We start from the raw sequence: 24,377 nt of genomic DNA, 5'->3' as shown, positions 1-24,377 counted from the left end.
TCGTTCCGGCGAGTTACCGGCACGGTAGCCGAACGTTATGCACTCAGTTGCATAGTACTGTGTGTTACGGCTAATCTGACGCCATGGCCCTCGAGCATGCGCTGCTGGTATCGCTGACCGAGCGGGCCGGCTCGGGGTACGAGCTGGCGCGCCGCTTCGAGAAGTCCATCGGCTACTTCTGGAGCGCCACCCATCAGCAGATCTACCGGGTGCTCAAGCGCATGGAAGAGTCCGGCTGGCTGAACAGCGAGTCGGTGGTTCAGGAGGGCAGGCCGGACAAGAAGGTGTACTCGGTCAGCCCGGCCGGCCGCACCGAGCTGGCTCGCTGGATCGCCGAACCCTCCGACGCCGGCACCCCGCGCAACGAGCTCGCGATCAAGATCCGCGCCGCCGCCTACGGTGACATCACCGCGCTGTGTGCCGAGGTCGCCCGCCACCGTGACCAGCACGCCCAGCGCCTAGAGGTGTACCGCCTCATCGAAAAACGCGACTTTCCGGTCCCGGATCAACTCTCCGGGACGGCTCTGCACCAGTTCCTCGTCTTGCGCGCGGGCATCCGCGTGGAGGCGGGGTTCATCGAATGGTGCGACGAAGTTCTGCAAGCCCTGCGCCCGAGTGCGACAGCCCCGCACCCGGATTGACCGAAAGCGAGACGCGCCGATGAGTTCCTTCCCGCATCTTTTCGAGCCCCTGGACCTCGGCTTCACCACCTTGCGCAATCGCGTGGTGATGGGGTCGATGCACACCGGCCTGGAGGACCGTGCCTGGGACACCAACAAGCTGGCCGCCTACTTCGCCGAACGCGCCCGCGGCGGTGTCGGCCTGATCATCACCGGCGGATACGCGCCCAACCGCACCGGGTGGCTGCTGCCCTTCGGCTCCAAGCTGACCAACAAGACCGAGGCCTACCGGCATCGGGTGATCACCAAGGCGGTGCACAAGGAAGGCGGCAAGATCGCCATCCAGATCCTGCACGCGGGCCGCTACTCCTATGTGCCGGGCAGCGTTTCCGCGTCCTCGATCAAAGCGCCGATCAATCCGTTCCGTCCGCGCAAGCTGTCGTCCAAGGGTGTCGAGAGCACCATCGACGACTATGTGCGCTGCGCGCGGCTGGCCCAGTTCGCGGGCTACGACGGCTGCGAAATCATGGGCGGTGAAGGCTATTTCATCAATCAATTCCTCGCGCCGCGCACCAACAAGCGCACCGACAAGTGGGGCGGTTCGGCCGAGAACCGCCGCCGGATCGCGGTGGAGATCGTGCGCCGCACCCGTGCCGCGGTCGGCCCGAAGTTCATCATCGTGTTCCGGCTCTCGATGGCCGAGCTGGTCGAGAAGGGGCAGACCTTCGACGAGATCGTCGCGCTGGCCAAGGAACTGGAGGCGGCGGGCGCGAACATCCTCAACACCGATATCGGCTGGCACGAGGCGCGGGTGCCGACCATCGTGACCTCGGTGCCGCGGGCGGCCTTCGTCGAGTTCACCGCGAAGATCACCAAGCAGGTCGACATTCCGGTCTGCGCGTCGAACCGGATCAACATGCCCGAGATCGCCGAGGAAATCCTCACTCGCGGTGACGCGCAACTGGTTTCGCTGGCCCGCCCGTTCCTCACCGATCCGGAGTGGGTGAACAAGGCCAAGCAGGACCGGATCGACGAGATCAACACCTGCATCGCCTGCAACCAGGCCTGCCTCGACCACGCGTTCCAGCGCAAGACCGTGTCCTGCCTGTTGAACCCGCGGGCGGGTCACGAGACCGAGCTTCAGCTGCTGCCCACCCGTCGCACCAAGCGGATCGCGGTGGTCGGCGCCGGACCGGCCGGGCTGTCCGCCGCGGTCAACCTGGCCGAGCGCGGTCATCGCGTCGACCTGTTCGAAGCCGACGACAAGATCGGCGGACAGTTCGACATCGCTCGCCGCATCCCCGGCAAGGAAGAGTTCGACGAGTCCATCCGCTACTACCGGCGCAAGCTCGAAGTCACCGGCGTGACAGTGCATTTGAACAAGCGCGTGAGCGCGGCCGAACTCATCGCGGGCCGCTACGACGAGGTGGTGCTCGCCACCGGCGTCAAGCCGCGCATCCCGAACATCCCGGGTATCGACCATCCGATGGTGCTGTCCTATGCCGAGCTGGTCCGGGAGGAGCGGCCGGTCGGCAAGCGCGTCGCGGTGATCGGCGCGGGCGGTATCGGTTACGACGTCAGCGAATTCCTCACCGTCGAAGGCCATCCCACGCTCAAGCTCGACGAGTGGAAGGAAGAGTGGGGCGTCGACGCCGACAACGAGCAGGCCCCCGGCCAGCTCACCAGGCCCAAGCCGGCGCCGGCCGCGCGTGAGGTCGTGCTCCTGCAACGCAAGTCGACACCGTTCGGCAAGGACCTGGGTAAGACCACCGGGTGGGTGCATCGCGCGGCGCTGAAAGCCAAGGGCGTCGATCACATCGGCGGGGTCAACTACGAGCGCATCGACGACCACGGCCTGCACATCAGCTTCGGTGAGAAGCGGCAACGTCCCCAGCTGATCCCGGTCGACAACGTCATCGTCTGCGCGGGCCAGGAATCCGTGCGCGACCTGGAGGACGAGCTGCGCGCCGCAGGCGTGAACCTGCACCTCATCGGCGGTGCCGAACTCGCCGCCGAGCTGGACGCCAAGCGGGCCATCGATCAGGGCACGCGGCTGGCGGCTCGCCTCTGAATCGACGCCGGGTCTCGAATGTGACGTAGCTCATATTTGTTCGGCCGTGGAACCGGACGTGCCGTCGCGCGTCTAAAGCCATGACAGGACAACAGCATTCGAGACAGGAATTGATATGAGGCTGCTGCGTACGGCCAGTGTCTTGGTTTTCGCCGCGATCATGGGGTCGGGGCTGCTCGCCGCCGGCTCGGCGACGGCAAACCCCATCGGGCTCGGCGGATTCGGTTCGGTACAGGGCGCCACGCCGCCCGAGGGGTGCGTGCCCCCGCCGCTGGGTTCGGACGGTAAGCCGTTGCCGCCGCCGGTCGGCTCCGACGGCAAGCCGTTGCCGCCGCCGTCCGATCTCAACGGTAAGCCCTGCCCGCCGCCCAACCGGTAACCGAATAACTGGAACGTGTTTCATCTCTGACCGTCGAATGCCCACGGGGACAACGCAAGCGTGTTTACGATCGGGGGGTTATCGCATACGGGAGGGGAAGTCAGGCGTCGTGCGGCGACGTTCGCCATCGCACTGTTATCGCTCACCGGCGCTGCATTTGTGCCGCAACCAGTTGCGTCCGCTGCGCCGGTGAGCACCGCGAGTTGTTTCGTCGCGGGGGCCGAGCGGGCGCTTCCGCCGGGTCTTGGCTTGACGCCGTCGCAGCAGCAGGTCCGCAACCGGGGGCTCACGATCGTCTGCGCCGGACGGCTCGCCGGTCGCGAACTGGATCCGTTCCGGGCGGGTGTATTCGACGCCGACGTCACCACCGGCACCCGGCCCGGCCTGGGTAGTACCGGCACCTGCCTCACCGACGGCGGCGACGGGCACGTCACGGTGCGGCTGCCGACCATGGACGGCGGGACGCTGCAACTCGACGGGCCCGCCACCTACGTGAGCGTCGGCGCCGAGAACTTCATGGAGGGCTATCTCGGCCCGTACCACTATGTTTCGTTCGTCCAGTCGATGCCGGATCTGAACCATCTGGACGAGAACTGCGTCACGAAGCCGGTTCAGCACTGGATCAGCGCGGGCCCGATCGTGCTCTTCGACGCGGCCGAGTGAGCGCCGGTCCGGATTACTGTGGGGGCGTGGGGTTCTCCGATTACGCGCCAGGTGACGTCGTCTACTTCCCGGAGGGGCCGTTCAGCGGTGTCTGCGCGGTCGTCCGGGAGGTGGACGTGCGGCGGTCGACGTTGCGCATCGACTTCGGTGAGGGGCTCGCGCACCGGGAAGGCGGCGTGCTGCGGGATCGGCGGCACCGGCTCACCGTGGGATTCGACGAAGTCGAGTTGGGCTAGGCCCGGTCCAGCCGTTCGCGGCGGGTCAGGCGCCGCGGGGCGCGTACATGATGACAGCGACGCCCAGCAGGCAGAGGAGGGCGCCGGTGAGATCCCAGCGGTCCGGCTCGAATCCGTCCAGCGCCATCCCCCACAGCAGCGAGCCCGCGACGAAGACGCCGCCGTACGCGGCGAGAATGCGGCCGAAGTTGGCGTCGGGTTGCAGGGTCGCGACAAATCCGTAGAGACCGAGGGCGAGCACCCCGGCGCCCATCCACGCCAGGCCGCGGTGTTCGCGGACGCCTTGCCAGACCAGCCACGCCCCGCCGATCTCGGCCACGGCGGCCAACGCGAAGAGCAGGATCGAACGCAAGACGGTCATAGGCACGCAGCGTAGAAGATCAACCCGCGCCGTCCGGGCCTGCACCGTGACCTCGCCTGCCGGTCACCGCGTGGTGTCGGAGCCGCTCGCTTCGATCGCCTGGGCGGCGAGACCGTCAAACACGGCAACCTGCGCGGCGGGGACCTCGATGTCCATCCACACCGTGTCCGGATCCCGAGGCGTGAACTCGAAGGTGAAGAACGAGCAGCACCCGGATTCGCGGGCGGCGAGGTCCCGCGCCGTCTGCTCCGCACCAGCGGCCACCGCCAGCCGCAGCAGGTACGGCGAAGGCCGCTGCACGGTCCGCACCGCCGCGGCGAACAGTGCGGCGAACTCGGCCTCGCGTACCGGCTGCGCGGCGGTGGGCAGCGTGCACCCCTGCACCGGAGCCCAGCGCACCCGCACGGGCCCATCGCCTCGTTCGACTGGTTGTGCGGTCATCGCCTACCTCCCACACCGAAAGCGCCGATCAGCGCCGCGTAATTCGATGCTAAGCCCGTACCGGGTATCGGATACAAGCTCGAATTCGACCGGGCGGCAAGCGGGCAGCGCCGGAAATCCCGTTGTTCCCCATGCGTGGCGGGTGTACCGTCTCGCGCATGCAGCGCGCACAGTGCATCACGACGCCGGACGACGTCCCGGCGCGCTGACTCTTGTTCTGACAAAGCCCCGGGCGGATGCCCGGGGCTTTGCCGTGTGGTCATCCGCCCCATTCGGAGGAGACCTCATGTACGACCATCGCAAACTGGGCCGGGAACTCGGCTTGTTCGACACCGACCCGTTGATCGGGGCCGGGCTCCCGTACTGGTTGCCCGACGGCGCGATCGTGCGCCAGTGCCTGGAGGATTACATCCGCGGCGTGGAACGCCAGGCGGGCTATCAGCACGTGTATTCCCCGGTCCTGGGCAAGCGCGAGCTGTACGAAATATCCGGGCACTGGGCGCATTACCACGAAGACATGTATCCGCCGATGGATCTCGGCGGTGAACAGGTCGTGTTACGCCCGAGCCTGTGTCCGCATCACGCGTTGATCTACCGATCCCGCTCGCACAGCTATCGCGAACTGCCGCTGCGCATGGCCGAACTCGGTGCGATGTATCGCTCCGAATTGTCCGGCGTGCTGGGCGGTTTGACCAGGGTGCGGTGTATCCAGCTCAACGACGCGCATATCTTCTGCACCCTCGATCAGGTCGCCGACGAGGCCGCGAACGCCCTCGCGCTGATCGGGGCCGCGTATCGCGCGATGGGTCTCAGCGCGGTGCGCTACCGGTTGTCGCTGCCCGGCCCCGGCGGCAAATACGTTGCGGCACCGGATATGTGGCTGCGGGCGAGCAAGATTCTGAGTGAGGTGCTCGACCGGGTGGGGGTGCCGTACGACGCAGTCGAGGGCGAAGCCGCGTTCTACGGGCCGAAGATCGACGTCCAGGTGCACGACCACGCGGGCCGGGAGTCGACCCTGTCGACCGTACAGGTCGACTTCTATCAGCCCGATCAGTTCGATCTGCACTACGTCGGGCCCGACGGCGCGAAGCATCGCCCGGTCATGGTGCACCGCAGCATCATCGGCAGCGTCGAGCGCGCTGTCGCCCAGCTGATCGAAGAGCACGGTGGCGCGTTCCCGGCCTGGCTGGCCCCGAAACAGGTTGCCGTGCTGCCGATCTCGACCGCCGACGCAGCCGCTGCCGTCGAGCTGCGCGATCGGTGTGCGCGGGCCGGTCTGCGTGCCGAGGTCTTCGGGGCCGAATCGGGCAGCCTGGCCGCACGGGTGCGGGAAAGCCGCTCGGCGCCTTATCAATTCGTGCTCGGACCGGCCGAGATCGCGAACGACGCGGTCGCGGTACGGCTCCGGGACGGACGAAGGCTGCCTGCGCAGTCGGCGGACGACGCGATCGCGCGTATCCGCGCGCTGGTGGACCGCCACGACACCCGACTGTGGGCTGACTGATCGCCCGGCGGCGGGCCGGTGGCCGGCGGCCGCGCGAACCGATCAGGAATCGAGAAGCGCTGGTCACCGGCCCGCACCTAGCGTTATCGACATGAACATCACCACTGACCAGATCACCATCGACGCCGTCACCCTCGAGGTGGCCGACCCCGCCGCGGCGGCGGAGTTCTACGCGGCCGCGTTCGGCCTCGGCGACAAGCTGCGGGTACGCGCCTCGGACGCGCCGACCAGCGGATTCCGCGGTTTCATCCTCTCGCTGGTCGTCTCGCAGCCCAGCACCGTCGACAGCCTCGTCGGCAGCGCCGTGCAGGCGGGCGCGACGATCGTCAAGCCCGCGAAGAAGAGCTTCTGGGGCTACGGCGCGGTCGTGCAGGCCCCGGACGGTGCGATCTGGAAGATCGCGACCTCGGCGAAGAAGGACACCGGCCCGGCCACCCGGGAGATCGACGACTTCGTCGTGCTGTTCGGTGTGGACAACGTGAAGGCGACCAAACAGTTCTACGCCGATCGCGGTCTGTCGGTCGGCAAGAGTTTCGGCAGCAAGTACGCCGAGTTCGAGGCGCCGGCCGCGGCGATCAAACTGGCGCTGTACGGGCGCAAGGCGGCGGCCAAGGACGCCGGCGTGGCCCCGGAAGGTTCCGGCTCGCACCGCATCGTCCTCGCGAGTGGCCTGGGCGCTTTCGCCGACCCCGACGGCTTCGAATGGGAGCCGACCCCGGCCGCCGCCGACCGTTGAGCGTCTACCATCGGCGGCCCGCGACTACGGCTTCCTCGCGCACCTTCGCGAAGCTCGTGCTCATTGACTTTCCGGATCCGTCGGCCCATCATAATGTGAACAGTGATCGCAATGCGGTCATTGATTGCATTACGACGAGGCGTTTCTCGGAGGCAGGAATGGCAGAGCTCACCGACCGTGCCCGCGATATCCGGCAGCGGATCATGACGCAGGTCCGGCGGGAGGGAACGGCGCCGACGATTGCCGAGCTCAGGGCCGAGTTCGTGCTCTCGGAGGCGGATCTTTCCGCGGACCTGCGCGACCTGGAAGGCGCCATCTGCGTGGCACGGCAAGACCAGGAACACGCGGACAGTCCGGTGTTCCAGGACGAGCCGCTGGCGCGGCCGCAACCCGCGGTGGGGGAGATCGTCTACGCGCGTCCGTTCGCGACGTTCGAGAACCACTATCGGATCACCGTCGACGGCGTGCAGCGCTGGTTCGCCGAATGCGCCGTCGAGGCCTGCGCGATCTCCGGGCAGTTCCCCGGCGCGGAGGTCGTCGTCGAGTCGGTGTGCAGGCAGACCGGGCAGCCGGTGCGTCTGGTCGGACGCGACGGGGTGCTACTGGACTACGCGCCCCGCACACTGCGGGTGCATCTGGGGTACCCGCTGCGTGAGATGCCGCATCGGGTGGTCGGATGGTGCGACTACAACAGCTTTTTCGCGTCCGAGGAGGCCGCCGAGCAGTGGCGCCGGGCGCATCCCGAGATCAAGGGTGTCACCCGTGCCCCCGAACAGATGGGCCGTCTCATCACCGAACTGCTCGGCAAGGGCAGGCTGGACTACGACTACCAGCCGGTGTTCCCGCTGCTGCCGCTCGCCCGCAAGCTGCGTCGGTTCGGGCTCGTCGGCTGGTCGCCACGCGGCTTCCCGCGCCTCGAAACCTTCTGGCTCCCAACCCTTCCGATGCTGCGTGCGTGGCGGCGTCGTGGTCTGGGATTCTTCCTGCGGTTCCGGCTGCGCTGACGCGGTAACGGGTGCGCGGTGTATCAGCGAGTCGGTCGGAGCGCGTCGATCATGGTGGTGAGCAACTGGATTCGGCGCTCGGTCAGTTCCGGGTAGGGCCGGACGTGCCGGAACAAGTGCTCGGCGTCGAACATATCGCTGATCATGAACACCACCGTGGCGAAATCCGCCGGATCGATGGCCGGGTCGGGGTCCGTGGTCTCGAGGGCGAGTTGCAGAATGCGCACGCCGTAGGCGAACAGCGCCGGTTGCAATCCCTCGCGCAACTTCTCGTCGGTGCGCGCCGCCAGCTGCAATTCGTAGATCGCGGTGTTGACGGAGTTGCCCGCCAGCTCGTACTGCAGCCGCAACACCGTTTCCACGCCGCGTTCCGTGGCCGGAATGGCGGCGAACCGTGTCTCGAACGCATCGAGCTGGCGCCGGAACGCCTCTTCGGCAGTGGCGACCATGAAATCCGCCATGGTCTCGAAGTGCCGGAACAGCGCACCGTAGGAGAGCCCGGCCCGGGACGCGATGGTCTTGACCGAGGCGCGCGCATAGCCCTTCTCGCTGATCGTCGCGATGCTCGCGTCGAGCAGCTTGGCGATGGTGGACTCGCGCCGTTCGCGCTGGGTGCGGCTCATGTGCGCGATCGTAAGGGCACGGTGCGCCGCCGCTGCTCAGGAGCCGACGGAATGCCGGATCTCGACGTGTGCGCGTGCGGGCCGGCCGACGCGCAAGAACTGGCCGGTGCCCCAGTCGGTGCCGAAGCCGGCCGCGAATTGTCCTTCGCGATAGACGGTTACGCCGTTGACGACGGTGGCCGTCACCGCGCCGTCGTTGCGATTGACCATGCGGTTGAGACCGAACTCGGGCATCGGGCGCTCGTGCAGGCCGTGCACGGACTGGTCCAGCCCGGCGGGGTCGAGCACGACGAGATCGGCGCGATCCCCGACGCGCAGGTGACCGGCGTCGAGGCCGTACCAGTCGGCGAGCTCGCCGGTCAGCCGGTGGATGGCCTGCTCGGTCCGCATGAGGGGCTTGCGGCGGCCCTGCGCGGCCTGCACCCGTTCGAGCAGCCGCAGGTGGTAGTTGTAGAACGCCATGTTGCGCAGGTGCGCGCCCGCGTCGCCGAACCCCATCTGCACACCCGGGTTGGTGGCGAGCTTGTCCAGGTACTTGCGCCGATGGTTGGCCACGGTGGTCCGCCACCGCAACCGGGTGCCGTATTCGACGACCAGGTCGAGGTAGGCGTCGACCGGGTGCAACCCGCGATCCTTGCCGACCTGCCCGATGGTCTTGCCGATCACGCTCTCGTCCGGGCAGGCCACGATGGTGGCGTCGAAGAAGTCCCGGTGCCAGATCCGGGGACTGAACTTGTTGTCGTAGTCCTTGCGGAACCAGCGACGATATTCCTTGTCCTGCAACAGTTCATTGCGTTCGACCTCGTCCTTGAGATGCAGTGCCGCGGCGCCTGCGCCGAACTCCTCGAACACCACCAGGTCGATGCCGTCGGCGTAGACGGTGAACGGCACCGGCAGGTGCTGCCATCGGAAGTCGGTGCGCGCGAACCGGTTCAGCAGCGGCGCGGCGTACATCATGAAGAACACGATCGGCGGATACGCCTTCGAGTCGGCCGCCGACAGCAGGGAGGTCCGCAAAGCCTTGCGCCCGAACAACCCCGAGCTGGCCGCGAAGAACTTCCAGATATTCGGCGTGAAGTTGATGGTCGGCGCGCTCTGCAGGATGCGGCCGCGGCGGCGCAGTACGGCGTTGAGCGCCCGGAACTCCCGGCCGCGGGCGTAGGTCGAGGGCAGCGAGCGGGAACGGTAGATCTCGCCGTCGATCTTGTCCAGGGTGTTGGTCATCGAGGACAAGCCGAGGAAGCCCGCGTCGATGGCCTGCTCCAGCAGCGTCTGCATGCGCGCGAGTTCCGCCGCGCTCGGCCGGGTGTCCCGGGTGACGGCGCGGTCGAGACCGAGCACATGGGTCCGCAGATCCGAATGGCCGAGGAACGCGGCAACGTTGGGGCCCAATCGAAGTCGCTCCAGCGCTGCGGCGTATTCGGCGGGAGTTCGCCAGTCGCGGTGCGCCTCCAGCACGTCGTGCACGGCCGCGCGGGGCACCGCCTCGACCCTGCTGAAGAAGTCCGCGCAGTCCGCGTTCGAGGCCAGGATGGTGGACAGCGAACAGTTGCCGATGAACACCGTCGTGACACCGTGCCGTACCGACTCCGAAAGTGCCGGACGCGCAAGGAGTTCGGCATCGTAATGGGTGTGCACATCGACGAAACCCGGTGCGACCCATTTGCCTTCGGCCTCGATCACCTCGGTGTCCGGACCGCTGGGCAGTCGCTGCGCCGAGATCGCCGCCACGATCCCGTTCCGGATGCCGAGGTCGCGGCGTTGCGGCGGCGCACCCGTTCCGTCGAACCAGAGTCCGTCTCGCACGATCATGTCGAACATCGCATGCCTCCTGGCCGTTTCGCTTGACGGTAACATAAATGGTGATCGATCACTATCTAAGTTCGGCAAACCAATTGCCCTGGTCAGGTGGGGTAGGCATGATTCGACCCATGGATTTGTCGTCGTCTACCGTGCTGCGCTGGCAATTCGACCTGGTCTGGGCGCTGTTCGAATTCCACCTCGAGCGGTTGACCGAGGCCGAGGTCCGCTGGGAGCCCGCAGACCTGTGCTGGACGCTGCGGACCGGAGCCGACGGGAGCTGGGTGCCGGACTGGGCCGACGTCGAGCCTGATCCGATCCCGGTGCCGACCATCGCCTGGCTCAGCTGGCATATCGGCTGGTGGTGGAGTGTGGCCATGGATCATCTGGCCGGTCGGGCACCCCGGGGGCGGCACGAGATCGAGTGGCCGGGTGACCACGCCGTCGTCGCATGGCTGCGCGGCTTGCGGGCTGAATGGTCGTGTGTGTTGGATCGGATCTCCGACGCGGATCTCGTTGCCCCGGCGGCGTTTCCGTGGTCCGGCGAGGACGGCAAGTCCGTAGCGCACACCATCGCCTGGGTGAACGCCGAACTGATGAAGAACGCCGCCGAGATCGGGCAGTTGCGGCTGCTGCACGCGGCGCGCAACGGTCAGTGAGGCAGGCGGTTTCGGCTCAACCGTTGATCGTGAGGCCGGTGATCAACTGCTCGATCACCGCGCGGACGGCGGCGGTGTCTTCGGTGGATTCGGCTGAGTGCGCGAGGATTTGGGCCGCCTCGTCCAGGGCGCCGACGATGATCAATGCCAGGGGGCGCACGGGTTGGCGGCGGATACGTCCCGCCGCGATGGCGCCCGCCAGGGCGTTTTCCACCCGGCCGATCGTGTGCCGCAACTCGATCTCGCGCCAGAGGTGCCAACCCAGCACCGCGGGGCCGTCCAACAGTGCGATGCGCCGCACCTCGGGCGCGGTCGACGCGTCCAACCAGGCCAGGCAGCCGACGATCAAGCCGGCGATCGGATCGTCGGACCGGGCCTCGGCCACCGCCGTGCCGATCACCTCGACCAGGCTGCGCTCGAGGTCCTCGAACACCGCCTCGAACAGCTCGCGCTTCTCGCTGAACTGGTGATAGAGCGCACCGCGACTGACGCCCGCCGCCTCGGCCACCGCGACGGTGCTCACCGCGCCATATCCGAACCGGCCGAACAGTTCTCGCGCGGCACGGATCACCGCGGCGCGGGTGGCGGCCGACCGTTCGGCCTGGGTTCGTCGATCAGCGTTCATGGCGACGTAGCAGTCTATCCACGCCGCCGCACCCCTTGACCGCGGCGGCCACCTTCGTGGAACATACAGTCATCCTGTTTGTATCTTAGAAGGATTCGGATCATGTCCGTTGGCACCAAGGATCTGTTCGAGCGCTACCACGCCTGCTGGGCTGATCGCGATCCCGACCGCATCGTCGAATTGCACACGCCCGACTCGATTTTCCATCTGCACTCCGGGGGTGCGCCCGCGCACGGCCGGGCCGAGATCCGCGCGGCCGCCGCGGAAACCTTCGCCTTGGTCCCGGACCTGACCTTCCACCTGGTCAATCTGCGCGTCGGCGACGATTTCTGGGCGGTCCAGTGGAAGTTGTCGGGCACCTCGGTCACCGGCGCCGCCGTCGATGTGGACATCGCCGACGTGGTCTTCGTCGAAGATGGCGCGGTGCGCGAGAAGCACACCTACGTCGACGGCGTGGCGATGCAGGCCGCACTGGCCACCCCGGCCGACATCGCCTGACGAGCCCGAAAACCCAACCGCCGGAACATGTCCGGCGGTTGTGGTCAGACTGACGGGTAGACGGCGATCTCGATGAGGTTTCCGTCCGGATCGCGGCAGTAGTGCGAGATCATCTCGCCCCGCGCACCGACCGGCCGCAGATTCAGCTTCTGGTCGCCGAACCGCAGGGCGGTCCGCGCGCTGGGCCCGAACGTCGGGCGAATCGCCCGCGCTACCGGCCGCGGCCGCGGGATCCGCTGGGCGCCGCACGGTTTCGGGTACCGTCTGCGGCCGTCATGGCGAAGCCGGGGCGGTGCCCCTCGCACGGGGGAGGATCGGGGATGTCGAACGGCAGCGGGGTGTCCCGACGTGGTCTGCTGGGTACCGCGCTGGCCGCGGGTGCGCTGGTGACGACGGCGTGCGTGCCCGCCGCCAGCGTCGGCGCCAGTTCGCGCAGCGAATGGCTGGCCAGGCAGCTGCTCGGCGTCGGCGCGAACGGCACCGATCTCACGTTGACGTATTTGACGGCCCTCGTCGACACCGGTCTTCCCGCCACGGATCGGCGCAAGCGCATCATCGTCGTCGGCGCGGGCCCGGCGGGGTTGAGTGCCGCGAACCTGCTCGCCGCGGCCGGACATCAGGTGACGGTGTTGGAGGCCAACCGAAATCGGGTCGGCGGCCGGGTCAAGACGTTTCGCGGTGTTTTCACCGATCCTGCCCTCTACGCCGAGGGCGGAGCGATGCGGCTGTCCAGCGCGCAGCCGTTGGCGCTGGCGCTGGCCGACAAGTTCGGCTTGCCGCGCAGGCCGTTCTACAGCGCCGACGTGCATCCGGACACCCCTACGCCTGCCACGCCGCCGGTCGTCTACCGCTCCTTCACCGGTGAGGAGTGGTCCAACGGTCCCGTAATGCGTTACGTGCCACCGGATCCGGCGGGCCGCGGGCTGATCAAGGTGAACGGACGCGTCGTGTCGCGCGGCGACTACGCCGCGAACCCCGGCGCGGTGCACGCGGGTTTCGGCTGTGCGCTGTCCACGGCCAGCAACGTCGCGCTCGATGCCGAACTGCGCAAAGACGCTGTGCGGCAGAGTGGTTCGATCGAGCGGCAGGTCGAAAGCTGGACCCGCCTACTGCACACCTACGAAAACCATTCCCTGCGTGACTATCTGCGCGAGCAGGGCTGGCCCAAAGCGCGGATCGATGCGGTCGGCACCTTGGAGAACCTGACCGCTCGGCTGGGGTACAGCGTTGTCTTCCCGCTGGTCGACCACACCCTGATCCCGGCAGGCGCCACCTACTGGGAACTGGCGGGCGGCATGTCGACGCTCACCGACGCGCTGGCCCGGCAGCTGGGACCGGCGCTCCTGCTGGGCAAGCGCATGACCGGGCTGGAGCAGACCGAGCACGGCGTGCGCATCCGGACCACCGCGGAAGCAGGCGACGAGACCTCCGACGGCCGGCCGATCGATCCGGTCGAGTCGTTCGAGGCGGACTACGCGATCGTGGCGATCCCGTTCACCGCGGCGCGCTTCTGCACGTTCGATCCGCCGTTGAGTTACGCCAAGCGCCGGGCGATCATCGAACTGCAGCACGACTCGGCGACAAAAGTGTTGCTGGAGTTCAAGAGTCGCTTCTGGGAGCAGGGACCGGCCGGCTTCCGCGGCGGGCGCTGCGTCAGTGATTCGCCGAATCGGTGCACGTATTTCCCCTCGCACGTCACGGATTCCGACGGCGGTGTGGTGCTGGCCGCCTACACCTTCGCCGACGACGCGATGCGCTGGGACGCACTCACCGAGGGGGAGCGCATCCACTTCGCCCTGGCCGGCCTGCGCGAACTGTTCGGCGCGCGGGTCGACGCCGAATTCACCGGCGTCGGCATCACCCAGAGCTGGGCGCGGGCCCGCTACGCGCTCGGCGAAGCGGCCATCCCGGCGCCCGGCCAGTTGCACGAGCATCATCTCGCCACCCGATCGGTCGAGGGCCGAGTGCATTTCGCCGGTGACCACACCAGCCTGAACACCGCGTGGATCGAAGGCGCGTTGGAAAGCGGTGTCCGCAGCGCCCTCGAGGTCCACCAGCGCTGAGCCGCAACCGGTTTCGTCAGCTCGGCGCGATATCGGCGACGAACAGCCGCAGCCGCTTGCCCGTGATCGCGTGGACGAGCCCGGTCTCCGTGCGCGGCACCAGCGGCAATCGCGCGACGGTATCGCTGTCGACGATGCGCGGGTTGACGAGCCGGATCGACCGGCCGCGGCGGCGCAACCGCGCGTCGCCCGCGGCGAGTACGTTGCGCGCCCAGTCGGTGGTTCCGTGCCCGAGCACGATGCCCAGTCCGCTGTCGACGCTGAACGTGTTGACCGGCGTCTCATAGGGTTTGCCCGACTTGCGTCCCCGGTGTTCGATCACCGCGAACGTCGGGAGGTAGCGCGATAGGCGACGGGCGACCGGGTTCATGTACCGGCTCTGCCAGCGGCCGAACCAGGTGGGAAAGAACTGCGGGCCACGATCTGCCTGGGTCATGCGTCCTCCGTGTACATTCGGCCGCGAACGAACGGTGTGCGGGCACACCGTCGCAGACAGCTTAGAAAGCGCGTGGCCGCGCCGCATCCGACTCAGGGCGGACCCGGGTGAAGCTGGGGTGACCTCGTCTGATTCCGCATGCCGGGCGTGCGCGCCCGGTTCAGCGTTCCTTCGGTGGCCACCAGGCGCCCATGCCGAGGGCGATCAGGCGCATCTGTTGCACGGTGCGGTCGACGAGCAGTTCTTGTTCGCGCGCCGGTGCCGAGATGTAGGCGGCGATGCCGTCCGAGACCGTGGCGACCAGCAGGTCGGCGGCGATCTCCAGATCCGCGGGGGACCAGGAGTCCAGCGCGCGGATGCGGGAGAGGTCGGCGACCAGTTCCCGCACGATCAACTGGATCTCCAGCGCAATGGATTTGCGCAGCGCAGCCGATCCGCCGTGGCGCTCCCTGGTGAGAAAACCGAACAGTTCCCGTTTCGGGTCGACCTGCGCGAACACGAAGCGCACGGTGTCGGCGAGGCTGGCCTCGGGATTGCGCCGCACCTCACGCAGCGCGAGCCGCAGGGCGGTGATGCCGTCGTCGACCAAGGTCGCGCCGAGATCGTCGAGCGAGGCGAAGTGCCGGTAGAAGGCGGTCGGCACGATGCCCGCGGAACGGGCGATCTCACGCAGGCTGAGCGCGGCGAAGCCGCGGTCGGCGGCCAACGCCAGGGTGCCGTCCATGAGGGCCTGTCGCGTGCGCTCCTTGCGCTCGCCTCGGGTTGCTGACTGCTCGCTCATCACGGTGAGCATACATCCGTTCACCATTCCACTCATCCAAAGATGTTGTTCGGGTCACATGTTTTGCCGGTTGACACCCGACCCCTGCCATCGGTCACACTAGTTGAGTGTACAGACGTGCACTGAAATTGGAACGCAACGTCGCGGGACCTGCGCCACACAGCCCGGCAGTAGGACCCCGACGCAGAGGTACGGAGAACGAATGGTGGATCTCATCAATCTGGTGCAGACCCTGACCACGCCGCATCCGCTGGACCGGTACCTGGAACTGGTGCGTCCCACGCTGACCGCGCGGGAGATGCGCGCCGAGATCGTCCACGTCGACCGGTCGGTGCCCGGCTCGGTGACGCTCACCCTGCGCCCGACCCGCCAGTGGCAGGGGCATGCCGCGGGTCAGTACGTGCAGATCGGCGTCGTGATCAACGGCGTCCGGCACACCCGCTGCTACTCGCCGGTCGGCCCGGCGGGCGGCCGGGGCAAGCAGGTGCAGCTCACCGTGAAGGCCCATCCCGAAGGTTTGGTGTCGCAGTATCTGCACCGCAACGCCCGGCCCGGACTGGTGGTCGACCTCGAGCCCGCCGCGGGGACGTTCCGGCTGCCCGACCGGCGACCCGACCGGGTGCTGCTGATCAGTGGCGGCAGCGGTATCACCCCGGTGCTGTCGATGCTGCGCACCTTGGCCGCGGAGGACTATCCGGGCGAGGTGGTGTTCCTGCACTACGCGAAGTCGCCCGAGGTGGTACCGCATCGCGCCGAACTCGACGCGATCGCCCAGCGGCACAAGAACTTCCGCATCGAACTGCGGCATCCGTGGCGGTCCGACACGAGCAATGTGAACCGCAAGGCCCCGTGGGTCGATGTGGCCACCGCGGCCGCCAGTGGGTATTTCGACTACGACGAACTGGAACGGGTGGCGCCGTGGTTCGCCGACGCGGAAACCTTTGTCTGCGGCCCGCAGTCGCTGATGGACGCGGTGCGCAAGATCTACCAGGCCGAGCAGCTCGACCAGCGGCTGCACAGCGAGGAATTCACGGTTTCCCTCGCTCCGGTGGACGCCGAAGATGCCTACGGCACAGTGAGTTTCGCCGCCACCGGCGTCACCGCGGACAACAACGGCGCCACCCTGCTGGAGCAGGCCGAGGCGGCGGGTCTCACCCCCGAATACGGCTGCCGGATGGGAATCTGCTTCTCCTGCACGGCCGTTCGCCGTTCCGGTGGCACCCGCAACCTGCGCACCGGCGAGACCGACAGCGACCCGGATCAGCCCATCCAGCTCTGCATCAACGCCCCCGTGGGCGACGTCGAGATCGACATCTGACCGAACAAGAGGAGCAATCGATGACCATCCTCACCGAAACCAAAGACGGACCCCTGGTACTGAGCCCCGATCAGGTCGAGGAGCTCGGCCGGGCGCTGGACGAGCTGCGCGCCAAGGTGGTGGCCGACCTGGGCGAGCGCGACCGCGAATACCTGTACTCGATCATCAAGGCGCAGCGCGGTTTCGAGATCGCGGGCCGCGGCCTGATGTATCTCGGCTTCCTGCCGCCGTTCTGGCTGGCCGCCGTCGCCGCGCTGAGTGTGTCGAAGATCCTGGACAACATGGAGATCGGCCACAACGTCATGCACGGCCAGTACGACTGGATGCGCGAACCCGGCGTGAATTCCCGTGTCTTCGAATGGGATACCGTCTGCCCGGCGGACCAGTGGAAGCATTCGCACAACTACCTGCACCACACCTACACCAACATCCACAACAAGGACCGCGACATCGGCTACAGCATCCTGCGGATGGACGAGGCCCAGTCGTGGAACGTGCTGCGCCTGGGGCAGCCGCTGTACGCCTTCGCGCTGATGGTGCTGTTCGAGTGGGGCGTGATGGGCCACGACCTCGAGGTCGAGAACATCATCGCGGGCAAGCGGAAGTGGTCCGACATCAAGAAATTGGTGAAGGGGCAGTGGCGCAAGGCCGGCAAGCAGGTGCTCAAGGACTACGTGATCTTCCCGGCGCTGAGCGGCCCGCTGTTCGTCAGCACGCTCGCGGGCAACGTGACCGCCAACCTGGTGCGCAACCTGTGGGCCTTCTCGATCATCTTCTGCGGCCATTTCCCCACCGGCGTACAGACGTTCACCGAGGAGGAGACCGCCGACGAGACCCGCGGCGAGTGGTACGTCCGGCAGATGCTCGGCTCCGCCAACATCACCGGCAGCAAACTGTTCCACATCATGTCCGGCAACCTGTCGCACCAGATCGAACACCACCTGTTCCCGGACCTGCCCGCCGCCCGCTATCCGGAGATGGCGCCGGAGGTCCGGGCATTGTGTGAAAAGTACGGATTGCCGTACAACACCGGCTCGCTCGGCAAGCAGATCGGCTCGGTGTGGCTGAAAATTTTCAAGCTCGCACTGCCGCCCGGCTTGGTCAAGAGCGAGCCCTCTCCCGGTGTTATCGTGATGCGTCAGCGAAAGGCAAGCGAAGTGGGCGTGTGAATGATTGGGAAATTCGAAAGCAACAAGGACCTCATTCAAGAATTGACGTCCTCGGGTGCGAAGCATGTCGGCAATATCGCGAGCATCATCGCGGGCACGGTCGCGGAGGTCACCAAGGAGATCGGTGAGTGGATCACCGACGGGATCGAGATGCGGGAGGCCGCTGCGGCCGCGCGCCGGGACGCGGCGGCACAGCGCGATCTCGATCTCGATCTCGACGATGATCTCGCGCCGCCGGCGACCGAGCCGGTGGTGAAAGAGCCGGTGGCGACCGAGGCGCCCTATGTGGACGCCGAGGTGGTCGAGCCGGAGCCCGGCGAGCCGCGCTGATCAACCCGTCGCGCTGATCACCACACCGGCAGCCTGCGCCGGTGCTCGGTGACGTCGGTGATCAGGTCGCGGTATCCGTCGGTCAGCTCGGCGAGCCGGCACCACTGCAGGTGGGCTTCCCCGTCCACCTGCACGCGGTGTGCCTGCTGCGGCGCCTTTCGCAAAGCCTGTTGTGCTGCAATCCATTTCGCCGCCAGTCGATCGATGACCGCGCCGAGGGTCTCGGTGTGCAGCGAGGCGCCGCCGCGGTGCTCGACGTTGCCCGCGACCCAGCTGTCGATGCGTCCGACGAGCTCGGCCCGGTGGCTGTCGATGTCCTCGATCAGCTGACCGCACGCCACCACGCGGCCGGTGGTGACCCCCGGTGCGTGCGCGGCCTCGAGCGCATTGCGCCGTCGCTCATGGCATTCGACGAGTTCGCGGGCGGCGGTGAGCACGCTGTGCTTGCGGTGATTCGGCTCGTTTCGGAAGGCGCGCAACAACTCCGCGGGTGGTGGCAACTCTTCGATGCCGATACGGACGCCTGCGTATTCGGTAGGCATGTGCACACCCCTGCGGTCACGATCCAATTCTGGATGCGCCAGGGCCGAGGGGGATTTCGGGGAGGGGCACCCCTCGGCTCCGGCGCAGCCCCGCGCTCGGACGCCACCCCCAACAGTCCACCAGCACGGCAAAGAAACCGGGAAATCCGCGACGATGCGATGAGGAAGACGGCCCGAGAAATCGGGACTCTTTCAGGAAAGCGCGGTTGTCGAATCCGCGCAATAGTATGGTGTACAAATCTATCCGGCGCCGATGAATCGTTATGATCCGTCACGGAGCGGTCACATGCGGATACCGTCGCAGTTTCCGACATCGTATCGTCAGTTCATGGGCAGCAACCGGTTCGGCGCGGCGGCTGCGGGCCGCCGTGCGATCGGCTAGCCTCGATATTCGTGCCTGCCTACGTGTCATCGCCCGAGCTCACCTTCGGGTTCATGTTCGCGCTGGAAGACCCGGAGCGAATCGGCGAGGTGGTGCGCACCCTCATCGTGCGCAAGACCGTTTCGGTGTTCCGGCTCGCCCGCCTCTCCGACGACGACGGTCCGCCGGAGCGCTACGTGGTGAACTGGGCCGCGATACCGCAGATCTCGATCACCACCGAGGCCCCTGACCCGGACGAACTGCAGGCGCAGCGCATGATGCTGGTGAACGCCTTCCTCAGCGAGGACGGCGAAGTGAGCCTCTATTCGGCGCAGGGCACCGGGCCCGGCTAGTCCTGGCTCCAGTCCGGTACGCCGAACAGGGCCATGGTGATCTGGTACAGATGTGCACCGAGGTCCGGTAGTGCCTGCGCCCCAGGGCCGTCCAGGCAATCGCGGATGCGGTCGTCCACGGCGCCGATGAGCGCCTCGAAGATCTCGGGCGGAATATCCACCGGGATATCGCCCGCGGTGCGGCCGATCCGGAAGGCGGCATGCATACGGTTGGCGAGCAGCGTTTTCATCGCCCGCCGCTGCTGCGCGACGATCGGCCCGGCCACCAGACACTCGATGTGCAGCGCCCGGGCGTAGACGCCGTTTTCGGCCAGCACGCGCAGGTAGGTGTCCAGCGTCCGGCGGATCAGGACCCGCCATTCCGAGCGCGGCGTGGCCTGCACGCTGGTGTCGAGTTCGCCGAGCACCAGATCCACCGCGGCCTCGAAGGCTTCGGTGAAGCAGTCGTCGCGGCCGCGGAACAGCTCGTAGAAGGTGCGCCGGGAAACGCTGGCGCGGGCCACGATATCGCCGACTGTCGTTGCGGCATAGCCGCGTTCGGCCACCGCCTCGAGCACGCCGAGATACATCCGCATGCGCTGCGAGTGCGCGACCGCCTCCGGTGCCATGCCGTGGGTGCCGCGCGGTAGGCGGCCGCGGTCGACGCCGGCTTCGAGTCCCATCCTCTGAGGATAGTCACCTTCGCGATAGTGATCCGTCTCATACTTGCCCGTCGGATGTGGTCCCGGTTACTCTCACATCCCAGTTGGGTACGGCGATGTTTTTAAGCGGGTCTGCCAGGAGGTTCGATGACGATGAGGACAGTTCGCCGTGCCGGGGCACGTGCCGGAGTCATGGTGGTGGCGGCCGCCATGGCCGCACTGTGGGTCGTGCCGAGCACGGCTGTGGCCGAGACGCCGCCCGACGGTGGCGCGCTCGCCGCGGCGTGGCTCGCGGCGCACGATGGCCCGCCGAAATACCCCGGGCCCGTGCACATCGACTTCGATGTGCCGGTCACCATGAGCGACGGGACGGTGCTGAAGGCCAACATCTACCGTCCGGTGGATGCGGCGGGCCGGATTGTCGACGAACCGCTGCCGACTATCGTCAACCTGACCCCGTACACGAAATTCGTGTCCCTGATCGCCGATCTCGCGCTGAACATCCCGGTGCTCTCGGATGCGCTGATCGAGCTGGTGAACCGATTCGACTTCGGTGGCACGCCGTTCGACTCGATCACCGATCTCACCAGGGCGCTCAGCGGCGGCGCCGCACGGACTTTCGGCGCGGATCGCAAGCTGGTGCAACAGGGCTACACCTACATCGTGGCCGACGTACGCGGTACCGGTTATTCCCAGGGCGACTGGAAGTTCTTCCAGAGCAGGGAGACTCAGGACACCGTCGAACTGATCGACTGGGCGAGCAAGCAGCCGTGGTCGGACGGCAATATCGGTATGTCCGGTATCTCGTACTCCGGCATCAATCAATTCAAGGCGGCCGAACAGAATCCGCCCGCACTCGAGGCCATCTTCCCGGTCGAGGGCAGTACCGATACGCTCACAGATGTCGCGTTTCCCGGCGGCGGAGTGGGGCTGTTCGGCCCGCTCTACATCGCCGCGATCGACGTGATCTCCAATTTCCCCGACCCGGTGGGCATCGCTCTAGGCCATCTGGATATGAAATGGCTGATGGACCGGGTCCAGACGCCGCTGGAGTTCTTCGACTACATTCTGATGGCGTTGTCGCTCTCGGTGGATTCGGTGCCCGAGCCGCTGAAGCAGCAGCTGTTGCCCGGTAGTCCGCTGCGCAGCGCGTGGACCGACAACCACCCGGAGGATATCCGGGTGCCGACCTTCGCCTACGGCGGCTGGCAGGACATCTTCGCCTCGTCGAGTGCGCGCTCGTTCGGTGACATTCCGCTGCCGCCGGAGCGCAAGAAGCTGATCATGGGCGACACCTACCACATCAATCCCGGCTCCGGACTGGGCAATCCGGGGCGGCCGCCGCGGCTGGACGTCCTGCAGATGGCGTGGTTCGACAAGTGGCTCAAGGGAATCGACAACGGGATCGATGAGTACGGGCCGGTCGCACTGTGGCAGCAGGGCGGTGGCTGGACCACCGCGTCGGCCTTCCCGCGGCCCGGTATGGAATATCAGCGCATGTACCTCTCGCCGGTCCGCAGCGGCACCGCGAACAGCATCTACGACGGTTCGCTGAGCGCGCAGACGCCGCAGGACGCGGTCCGGCTGACGGTATCGCCGGTCACCGGGATCACCTCGCTGTGCTCGCGCGACTCGGCGGTCGAATCCACCGGTGTGCTCAGCATTTTCAACTTCTGCGGCCGTGACGATCGGATCCACGAGACGGGCGGGCTGACCTTCACCGGCGCCCCGGTGACCGAGCCGACCGTGCTGTCCGGCCCGATCACGGTGCACCTGAACACGATGTACGACAACGTCGAGGGCTACTGGGCGGTCAGCGTGAACGACGTTGCGCCGGACGGGCAGTCGACGGTGCTGGCCAGCGGACAGCTGGCGGCGTCGCTGCGCGCGGTCGACGACGGCAAGAGCGAGAAGGACGCCGACGGCGACTACACCCACACCGTGTACAAGCTGACGCTGGCCGACCGTCAGCCGCTGGTGCCCGGTCAGCCGACCGCCCTGGACGTCGCGGTGAATCCGCTCGACGCCGTGCTGAAGCCGGGACATCGGTTGCGCGTCAACGTCTTCGCCAGCAATTTCCCGCGCGGCTTCCTGCCGCCGCCGCTGTTGTTCGACGGCGGCATCCGCAACGCGCTGACCCCGCAGCACCTGGTGCTCGATCCGGCGGCGCCGAGCTTCGTCAACGTACCGCTGAGCCGGGCGATGGATTAGCTCGGTACCGGGTGCCACCGGTGGATGTACCGGTGGCACCCGCGTGTCGCCAGAGGTGCGAATCGGGCGATTAAGGCGGGCGAAGCGCACCGGCCGGCTGCGCACATCTATTCGTCGGCGTGTCGATATCAGATCGTGGCGTTCGCGCACTTCGGGTACGTGACAATCGATGCAAGTCGCGTTTGTTCGCGGCGTGGATCGAAAGCATCTGAAAGGGGCGTCGATCATGGAACCCGAAAATCCCGAGATTGCCGCGAAAGCGGTCGACGCGGTCGCTCCGATTCGTGTGCGCGGTGATCTGGATCCGGCACTGTCACGCTGGATGTGGTTGGTGAAATGGCTTCTCGCCATTCCGCATTACATCGTGCTGTTCTTCCTGCACATCGGTTATATCGTGCTCACGATAGTCGCGTTCTTCGCGATTCTGTTCACCGCCAAGTATCCGAAGGCGCTGTTCGACTTCAATGTCGGTGTCATGCGCTGGACGTGGCGAGTGGAGTTCTACGCGCTGTCGGTGCTCGGCACCGACAAGTACCCGCCGTTCAGCCTGCAACCGAACGCGGAGTACCCGGCCGATCTCGAGGTCGACTACCCCGAGCGGCTCAGTCGTGGCCTGGTGCTGGTGAAGTGGTGGCTGCTGGCCATTCCGCACTATCTGATCCTGGCCGCGATGATGGCCGGTGGGGCGGCGTTCGCGATGGGCGACGACGACTCCTGGGCCGGCAGCGCGAGTATTTCGCTGACCAGCATCCTGGTGCTGGTGGCGGTGATCGGGCTGCTGTTCACCGCCCGGTACCCGCAGGGTGTGTACGACTTCCTGCTCGGCATCAGCCGCTGGAGCATCCGGGTGCAGGCCTACGCCACCCTGATGCGCGACGAGTACCCGCCGTTCCGGCTCGATCAGGGCGCCCGCGAAACCCGCTGACGCCCAAGCTCCTCGGCACCGGATCCGCCCGCTGATTCAGCGGGCGGATTCGTATATCCGCCGGACCACGTCTTCGATCTCGGGCTCCTCGATGGACAGGTCCCGCACCTCGGCGCGCTCGGAGACCAGCGCGAGCAGCTGCGCGGCGGTGGTCTGTTCCGGATCGAAGGCCAGCCGCTGACGCATGCCGCCGCCTTCGGATTCGAGCAGTTGCGCGCACGGGAGATCGTCGAGATCCGGTGCCGGCTCGGCCAGATCGACGACGAGGACGCGCCGCGCCCCCACCGTCGCGGCCAGCCCGGTCAGCGACCCGTCGTAGACCAGGTGTCCGTGATCCACCACGAGCACTCGGCCGCACAGTCTTTCGATGTCGCCCATGTCGTGGGTGGTGAGCAGCAGCGTGGTGCCGCGCTCGGCGCGCTCGGCCCGCAGGAACTCGCGCAGGCGTTGCTTCGACAGCACGTCGAGTCCGATCGTCGGTTCGTCCAGAATCACCAGTTCGGGCGAATGCAGCAGGGCCGCGGCCACTTCCGCGCGCATGCGCTGGCCCAGCGAGAGCTGGCGCACCGGCGTGTCCAGCGTCTCGGCCATCTCCAGCTGCTCGACCAGCTCGTGCTCGCGTTTGCGCGCGGCATCGGGCTCCAGCCGATGGATGGCCGCGAGGATCGAAAACGATTCGCGCAGTGGCAGATCCCACCAGAGCTGGGAGCGCTGCCCGAACACGACGCCGATCCGGGCGGCCAGTTCGCGCCGCTGCCGGACCGGTTCCAGCCCGCAGGTGCGCACGCGGCCCGCGGTGGGCACCAGGATGCCGGTGAGCATTTTGATGGTGGTGGATTTGCCCGCGCCGTTGGCGCCGATATAGCCGACCGCGGCGCCGCGCTCGATCCGGAAAGTCATCCGGTCCACCGCGGTCAAGGTCTCGCGCCGCCGCCGCCATCGGCGGCCGTCCTTGCGCGTCAGGGTGAATTCTCTGGTCAGGTTCTCGATATCGATGATGGCTTCTGCCGCACCGGAATTCGCCATG

The 24,377-nt window shown here is 67.1% G+C and carries 27 protein-coding genes and 1 pseudogene; 17 read left to right on the top strand and 11 right to left on the bottom strand.

All coding sequences use genetic code 11. The features are described 5' to 3' along the window. The first annotated feature begins 83 nt into the window (after positions 1–83). The 5 genes from NVU01S_RS07225 to NVU01S_RS07205 all read left to right on the top strand — a co-directional run bounded on the left by NVU01S_RS07225 (position 84) and on the right by NVU01S_RS07205 (position 3,969). Complete coding sequence (locus NVU01S_RS07225) at positions 84–641, top strand: PadR family transcriptional regulator (RefSeq protein ID WP_043669835.1); 558 nt, start codon at positions 84–86, stop codon at positions 639–641. A gap of 19 nt (positions 642–660) precedes the next feature. After that, the gene (locus NVU01S_RS07220) at positions 661–2,691 is read left to right on the top strand and encodes an NADPH-dependent 2,4-dienoyl-CoA reductase (RefSeq protein ID WP_043669833.1); all 2,031 of its coding nucleotides are present in this window, start codon (positions 661–663) and stop codon (positions 2,689–2,691) included. Positions 2,692–2,806: 115 nt separating this feature from the next. Further along, positions 2,807–3,070 carry a hypothetical protein gene (locus tag NVU01S_RS07215; protein WP_043669831.1) on the top strand — a complete coding sequence of 88 codons (264 nt, stop codon included), beginning with the start codon at positions 2,807–2,809 and terminating at the stop codon, positions 3,068–3,070. A gap of 189 nt (positions 3,071–3,259) precedes the next feature. After that, positions 3,260–3,733: a hypothetical protein gene (locus NVU01S_RS07210; RefSeq protein WP_156161558.1), complete on the top strand. Its 474-nt coding sequence runs from the start codon at positions 3,260–3,262 to the stop codon at positions 3,731–3,733. Positions 3,734–3,759: 26 nt separating this feature from the next. Beyond that, positions 3,760–3,969 (top strand): hypothetical protein, encoded by a 210-nt coding sequence (locus NVU01S_RS07205; protein WP_043669826.1) that lies wholly within the window; start codon positions 3,760–3,762, stop codon positions 3,967–3,969. Between the two features lie 25 nt (positions 3,970–3,994). Here NVU01S_RS07205 and NVU01S_RS07200 read toward each other — a convergent pair whose 3' ends face one another. After that, a complete protein-coding gene (locus NVU01S_RS07200; RefSeq protein ID WP_043669823.1) occupies positions 3,995–4,330 on the bottom strand; it encodes a YnfA family protein in 336 nt (111 codons plus the stop codon). Positions 4,331–4,393: 63 nt separating this feature from the next. Further along, on the bottom strand, positions 4,394–4,771 hold the full coding sequence (locus NVU01S_RS07195; protein WP_082032023.1) for a hypothetical protein: 378 nt from the start codon (positions 4,769–4,771) through the stop codon (positions 4,394–4,396). Between the two features lie 286 nt (positions 4,772–5,057). On the opposite strand from NVU01S_RS07195, the gene thrS reads away from it, so the two are divergent. From thrS to NVU01S_RS07180, 3 genes are all read left to right on the top strand, one after another. Beyond that, positions 5,058–6,275: a threonine--tRNA ligase gene (gene thrS / locus NVU01S_RS07190; RefSeq protein ID WP_043669818.1), complete on the top strand. Its 1,218-nt coding sequence runs from the start codon at positions 5,058–5,060 to the stop codon at positions 6,273–6,275. Positions 6,276–6,366: 91 nt separating this feature from the next. Continuing rightward, the gene (locus tag NVU01S_RS07185; RefSeq protein WP_043669816.1) at positions 6,367–7,011 is read left to right on the top strand and encodes a VOC family protein; all 645 of its coding nucleotides are present in this window, start codon (positions 6,367–6,369) and stop codon (positions 7,009–7,011) included. Between the two features lie 158 nt (positions 7,012–7,169). Beyond that, positions 7,170–8,015, top strand: a complete 846-nt coding sequence (locus NVU01S_RS07180) for an alkylmercury lyase family protein (protein WP_043669813.1) — start codon at positions 7,170–7,172, stop codon at positions 8,013–8,015. Between the two features lie 23 nt (positions 8,016–8,038). Here the strand turns inward: NVU01S_RS07180 and NVU01S_RS07175 are convergent, their stop codons facing one another. After that, on the bottom strand, positions 8,039–8,638 hold the full coding sequence (locus tag NVU01S_RS07175; RefSeq protein ID WP_043669811.1) for a TetR family transcriptional regulator: 600 nt from the start codon (positions 8,636–8,638) through the stop codon (positions 8,039–8,041). 36 nt (positions 8,639–8,674) lie between these two features. Further along, a complete protein-coding gene (locus NVU01S_RS07170; protein WP_043669808.1) occupies positions 8,675–10,459 on the bottom strand; it encodes an N-acyl-D-amino-acid deacylase family protein in 1,785 nt (594 codons plus the stop codon). A 110-nt stretch (positions 10,460–10,569) separates the two neighbouring features. Here NVU01S_RS07170 and NVU01S_RS07165 point away from each other — a divergent pair, with 110 nt between their 5' ends. After that, positions 10,570–11,097 carry a DinB family protein gene (locus NVU01S_RS07165; protein WP_043669804.1) on the top strand — a complete coding sequence of 176 codons (528 nt, stop codon included), beginning with the start codon at positions 10,570–10,572 and terminating at the stop codon, positions 11,095–11,097. Positions 11,098–11,113: 16 nt separating this feature from the next. On the opposite strand, the gene NVU01S_RS07160 is transcribed toward NVU01S_RS07165, so the two are convergent. After that, the gene (locus NVU01S_RS07160) at positions 11,114–11,722 is read right to left on the bottom strand and encodes a TetR/AcrR family transcriptional regulator (RefSeq protein WP_043669801.1); all 609 of its coding nucleotides are present in this window, start codon (positions 11,720–11,722) and stop codon (positions 11,114–11,116) included. Between the two features lie 102 nt (positions 11,723–11,824). On the opposite strand from NVU01S_RS07160, the gene NVU01S_RS07155 reads away from it, so the two are divergent. Next, complete coding sequence (locus NVU01S_RS07155; RefSeq protein ID WP_043669799.1) at positions 11,825–12,220, top strand: nuclear transport factor 2 family protein; 396 nt, start codon at positions 11,825–11,827, stop codon at positions 12,218–12,220. Between the two features lie 44 nt (positions 12,221–12,264). Here NVU01S_RS07155 and NVU01S_RS07150 read toward each other — a convergent pair. Continuing rightward, positions 12,265–12,420: pseudogene (locus NVU01S_RS07150) on the bottom strand (VOC family protein); the annotation flags it as partial. A gap of 120 nt (positions 12,421–12,540) precedes the next feature. Here NVU01S_RS07150 and NVU01S_RS07145 point away from each other — a divergent pair. Then, a complete protein-coding gene (locus tag NVU01S_RS07145; protein WP_043669796.1) occupies positions 12,541–14,283 on the top strand; it encodes a flavin monoamine oxidase family protein in 1,743 nt (580 codons plus the stop codon). Between the two features lie 16 nt (positions 14,284–14,299). Here NVU01S_RS07145 and NVU01S_RS07140 read toward each other — a convergent pair whose 3' ends face one another. Continuing rightward, positions 14,300–14,719, bottom strand: coding sequence for a nitroreductase family deazaflavin-dependent oxidoreductase (locus NVU01S_RS07140; protein ID WP_043669793.1), 420 nt, complete (start codon positions 14,717–14,719; stop codon positions 14,300–14,302). 160 nt (positions 14,720–14,879) lie between these two features. Beyond that, positions 14,880–15,500 carry a TetR family transcriptional regulator gene (locus NVU01S_RS07135; RefSeq protein ID WP_041563527.1) on the bottom strand — a complete coding sequence of 207 codons (621 nt, stop codon included), beginning with the start codon at positions 15,498–15,500 and terminating at the stop codon, positions 14,880–14,882. Positions 15,501–15,702: 202 nt separating this feature from the next. Between NVU01S_RS07135 and NVU01S_RS07130 the strand changes: the two genes are divergently transcribed. The 3 genes from NVU01S_RS07130 to NVU01S_RS07120 are packed head-to-tail and all read left to right on the top strand — an operon-like array spanning position 15,703 to position 18,317. Further along, positions 15,703–16,818: a ferredoxin reductase gene (locus NVU01S_RS07130; RefSeq protein ID WP_043669790.1), complete on the top strand. Its 1,116-nt coding sequence runs from the start codon at positions 15,703–15,705 to the stop codon at positions 16,816–16,818. Between the two features lie 20 nt (positions 16,819–16,838). Next, positions 16,839–17,987, top strand: a complete 1,149-nt coding sequence (locus NVU01S_RS07125) for a fatty acid desaturase family protein (protein WP_043669787.1) — start codon at positions 16,839–16,841, stop codon at positions 17,985–17,987. Then, positions 17,988–18,317 carry a hypothetical protein gene (locus tag NVU01S_RS07120; protein ID WP_043669784.1) on the top strand — a complete coding sequence of 110 codons (330 nt, stop codon included), beginning with the start codon at positions 17,988–17,990 and terminating at the stop codon, positions 18,315–18,317. A gap of 17 nt (positions 18,318–18,334) precedes the next feature. On the opposite strand, the gene NVU01S_RS07115 is transcribed toward NVU01S_RS07120, so the two are convergent. Continuing rightward, entirely contained in the window at positions 18,335–18,859 is a 525-nt protein-coding gene (locus NVU01S_RS07115) for a DUF4254 domain-containing protein (protein ID WP_052280543.1), read from the bottom strand. Positions 18,860–19,252: 393 nt separating this feature from the next. Here NVU01S_RS07115 and NVU01S_RS07110 point away from each other — a divergent pair, with 393 nt between their 5' ends. Beyond that, the gene (locus tag NVU01S_RS07110; protein ID WP_029894591.1) at positions 19,253–19,573 is read left to right on the top strand and encodes a hypothetical protein; all 321 of its coding nucleotides are present in this window, start codon (positions 19,253–19,255) and stop codon (positions 19,571–19,573) included. Here the strand turns inward: NVU01S_RS07110 and NVU01S_RS07105 are convergent. Beyond that, positions 19,570–20,235: a TetR/AcrR family transcriptional regulator gene (locus NVU01S_RS07105; RefSeq protein ID WP_043669776.1), complete on the bottom strand. Its 666-nt coding sequence runs from the start codon at positions 20,233–20,235 to the stop codon at positions 19,570–19,572. The two genes, NVU01S_RS07110 and NVU01S_RS07105, sit on opposite strands and share 4 nt — an antisense overlap. A gap of 126 nt (positions 20,236–20,361) precedes the next feature. Between NVU01S_RS07105 and NVU01S_RS07100 the strand changes: the two genes are divergently transcribed. After that, positions 20,362–22,425 (top strand): CocE/NonD family hydrolase, encoded by a 2,064-nt coding sequence (locus tag NVU01S_RS07100; protein ID WP_244467224.1) that lies wholly within the window; start codon positions 20,362–20,364, stop codon positions 22,423–22,425. Positions 22,426–22,651: 226 nt separating this feature from the next. Then, positions 22,652–23,350: a DUF4389 domain-containing protein gene (locus NVU01S_RS07095; RefSeq protein ID WP_052280554.1), complete on the top strand. Its 699-nt coding sequence runs from the start codon at positions 22,652–22,654 to the stop codon at positions 23,348–23,350. Positions 23,351–23,386: 36 nt separating this feature from the next. Here NVU01S_RS07095 and NVU01S_RS07090 read toward each other — a convergent pair whose 3' ends face one another. Next, positions 23,387–24,376 carry an ABC transporter ATP-binding protein gene (locus NVU01S_RS07090; RefSeq protein WP_043669771.1) on the bottom strand — a complete coding sequence of 330 codons (990 nt, stop codon included), beginning with the start codon at positions 24,374–24,376 and terminating at the stop codon, positions 23,387–23,389. Between the last annotated feature and the right edge of the window lies 1 nt (position 24,377).

It is taken from the genome of Nocardia vulneris (genome assembly GCF_001613425.1).
Lineage (GTDB): Bacteria > Actinomycetota > Actinomycetes > Mycobacteriales > Mycobacteriaceae > Nocardia > Nocardia vulneris.
This window is presented reverse-complemented; position numbering and strand designations above follow the sequence as displayed.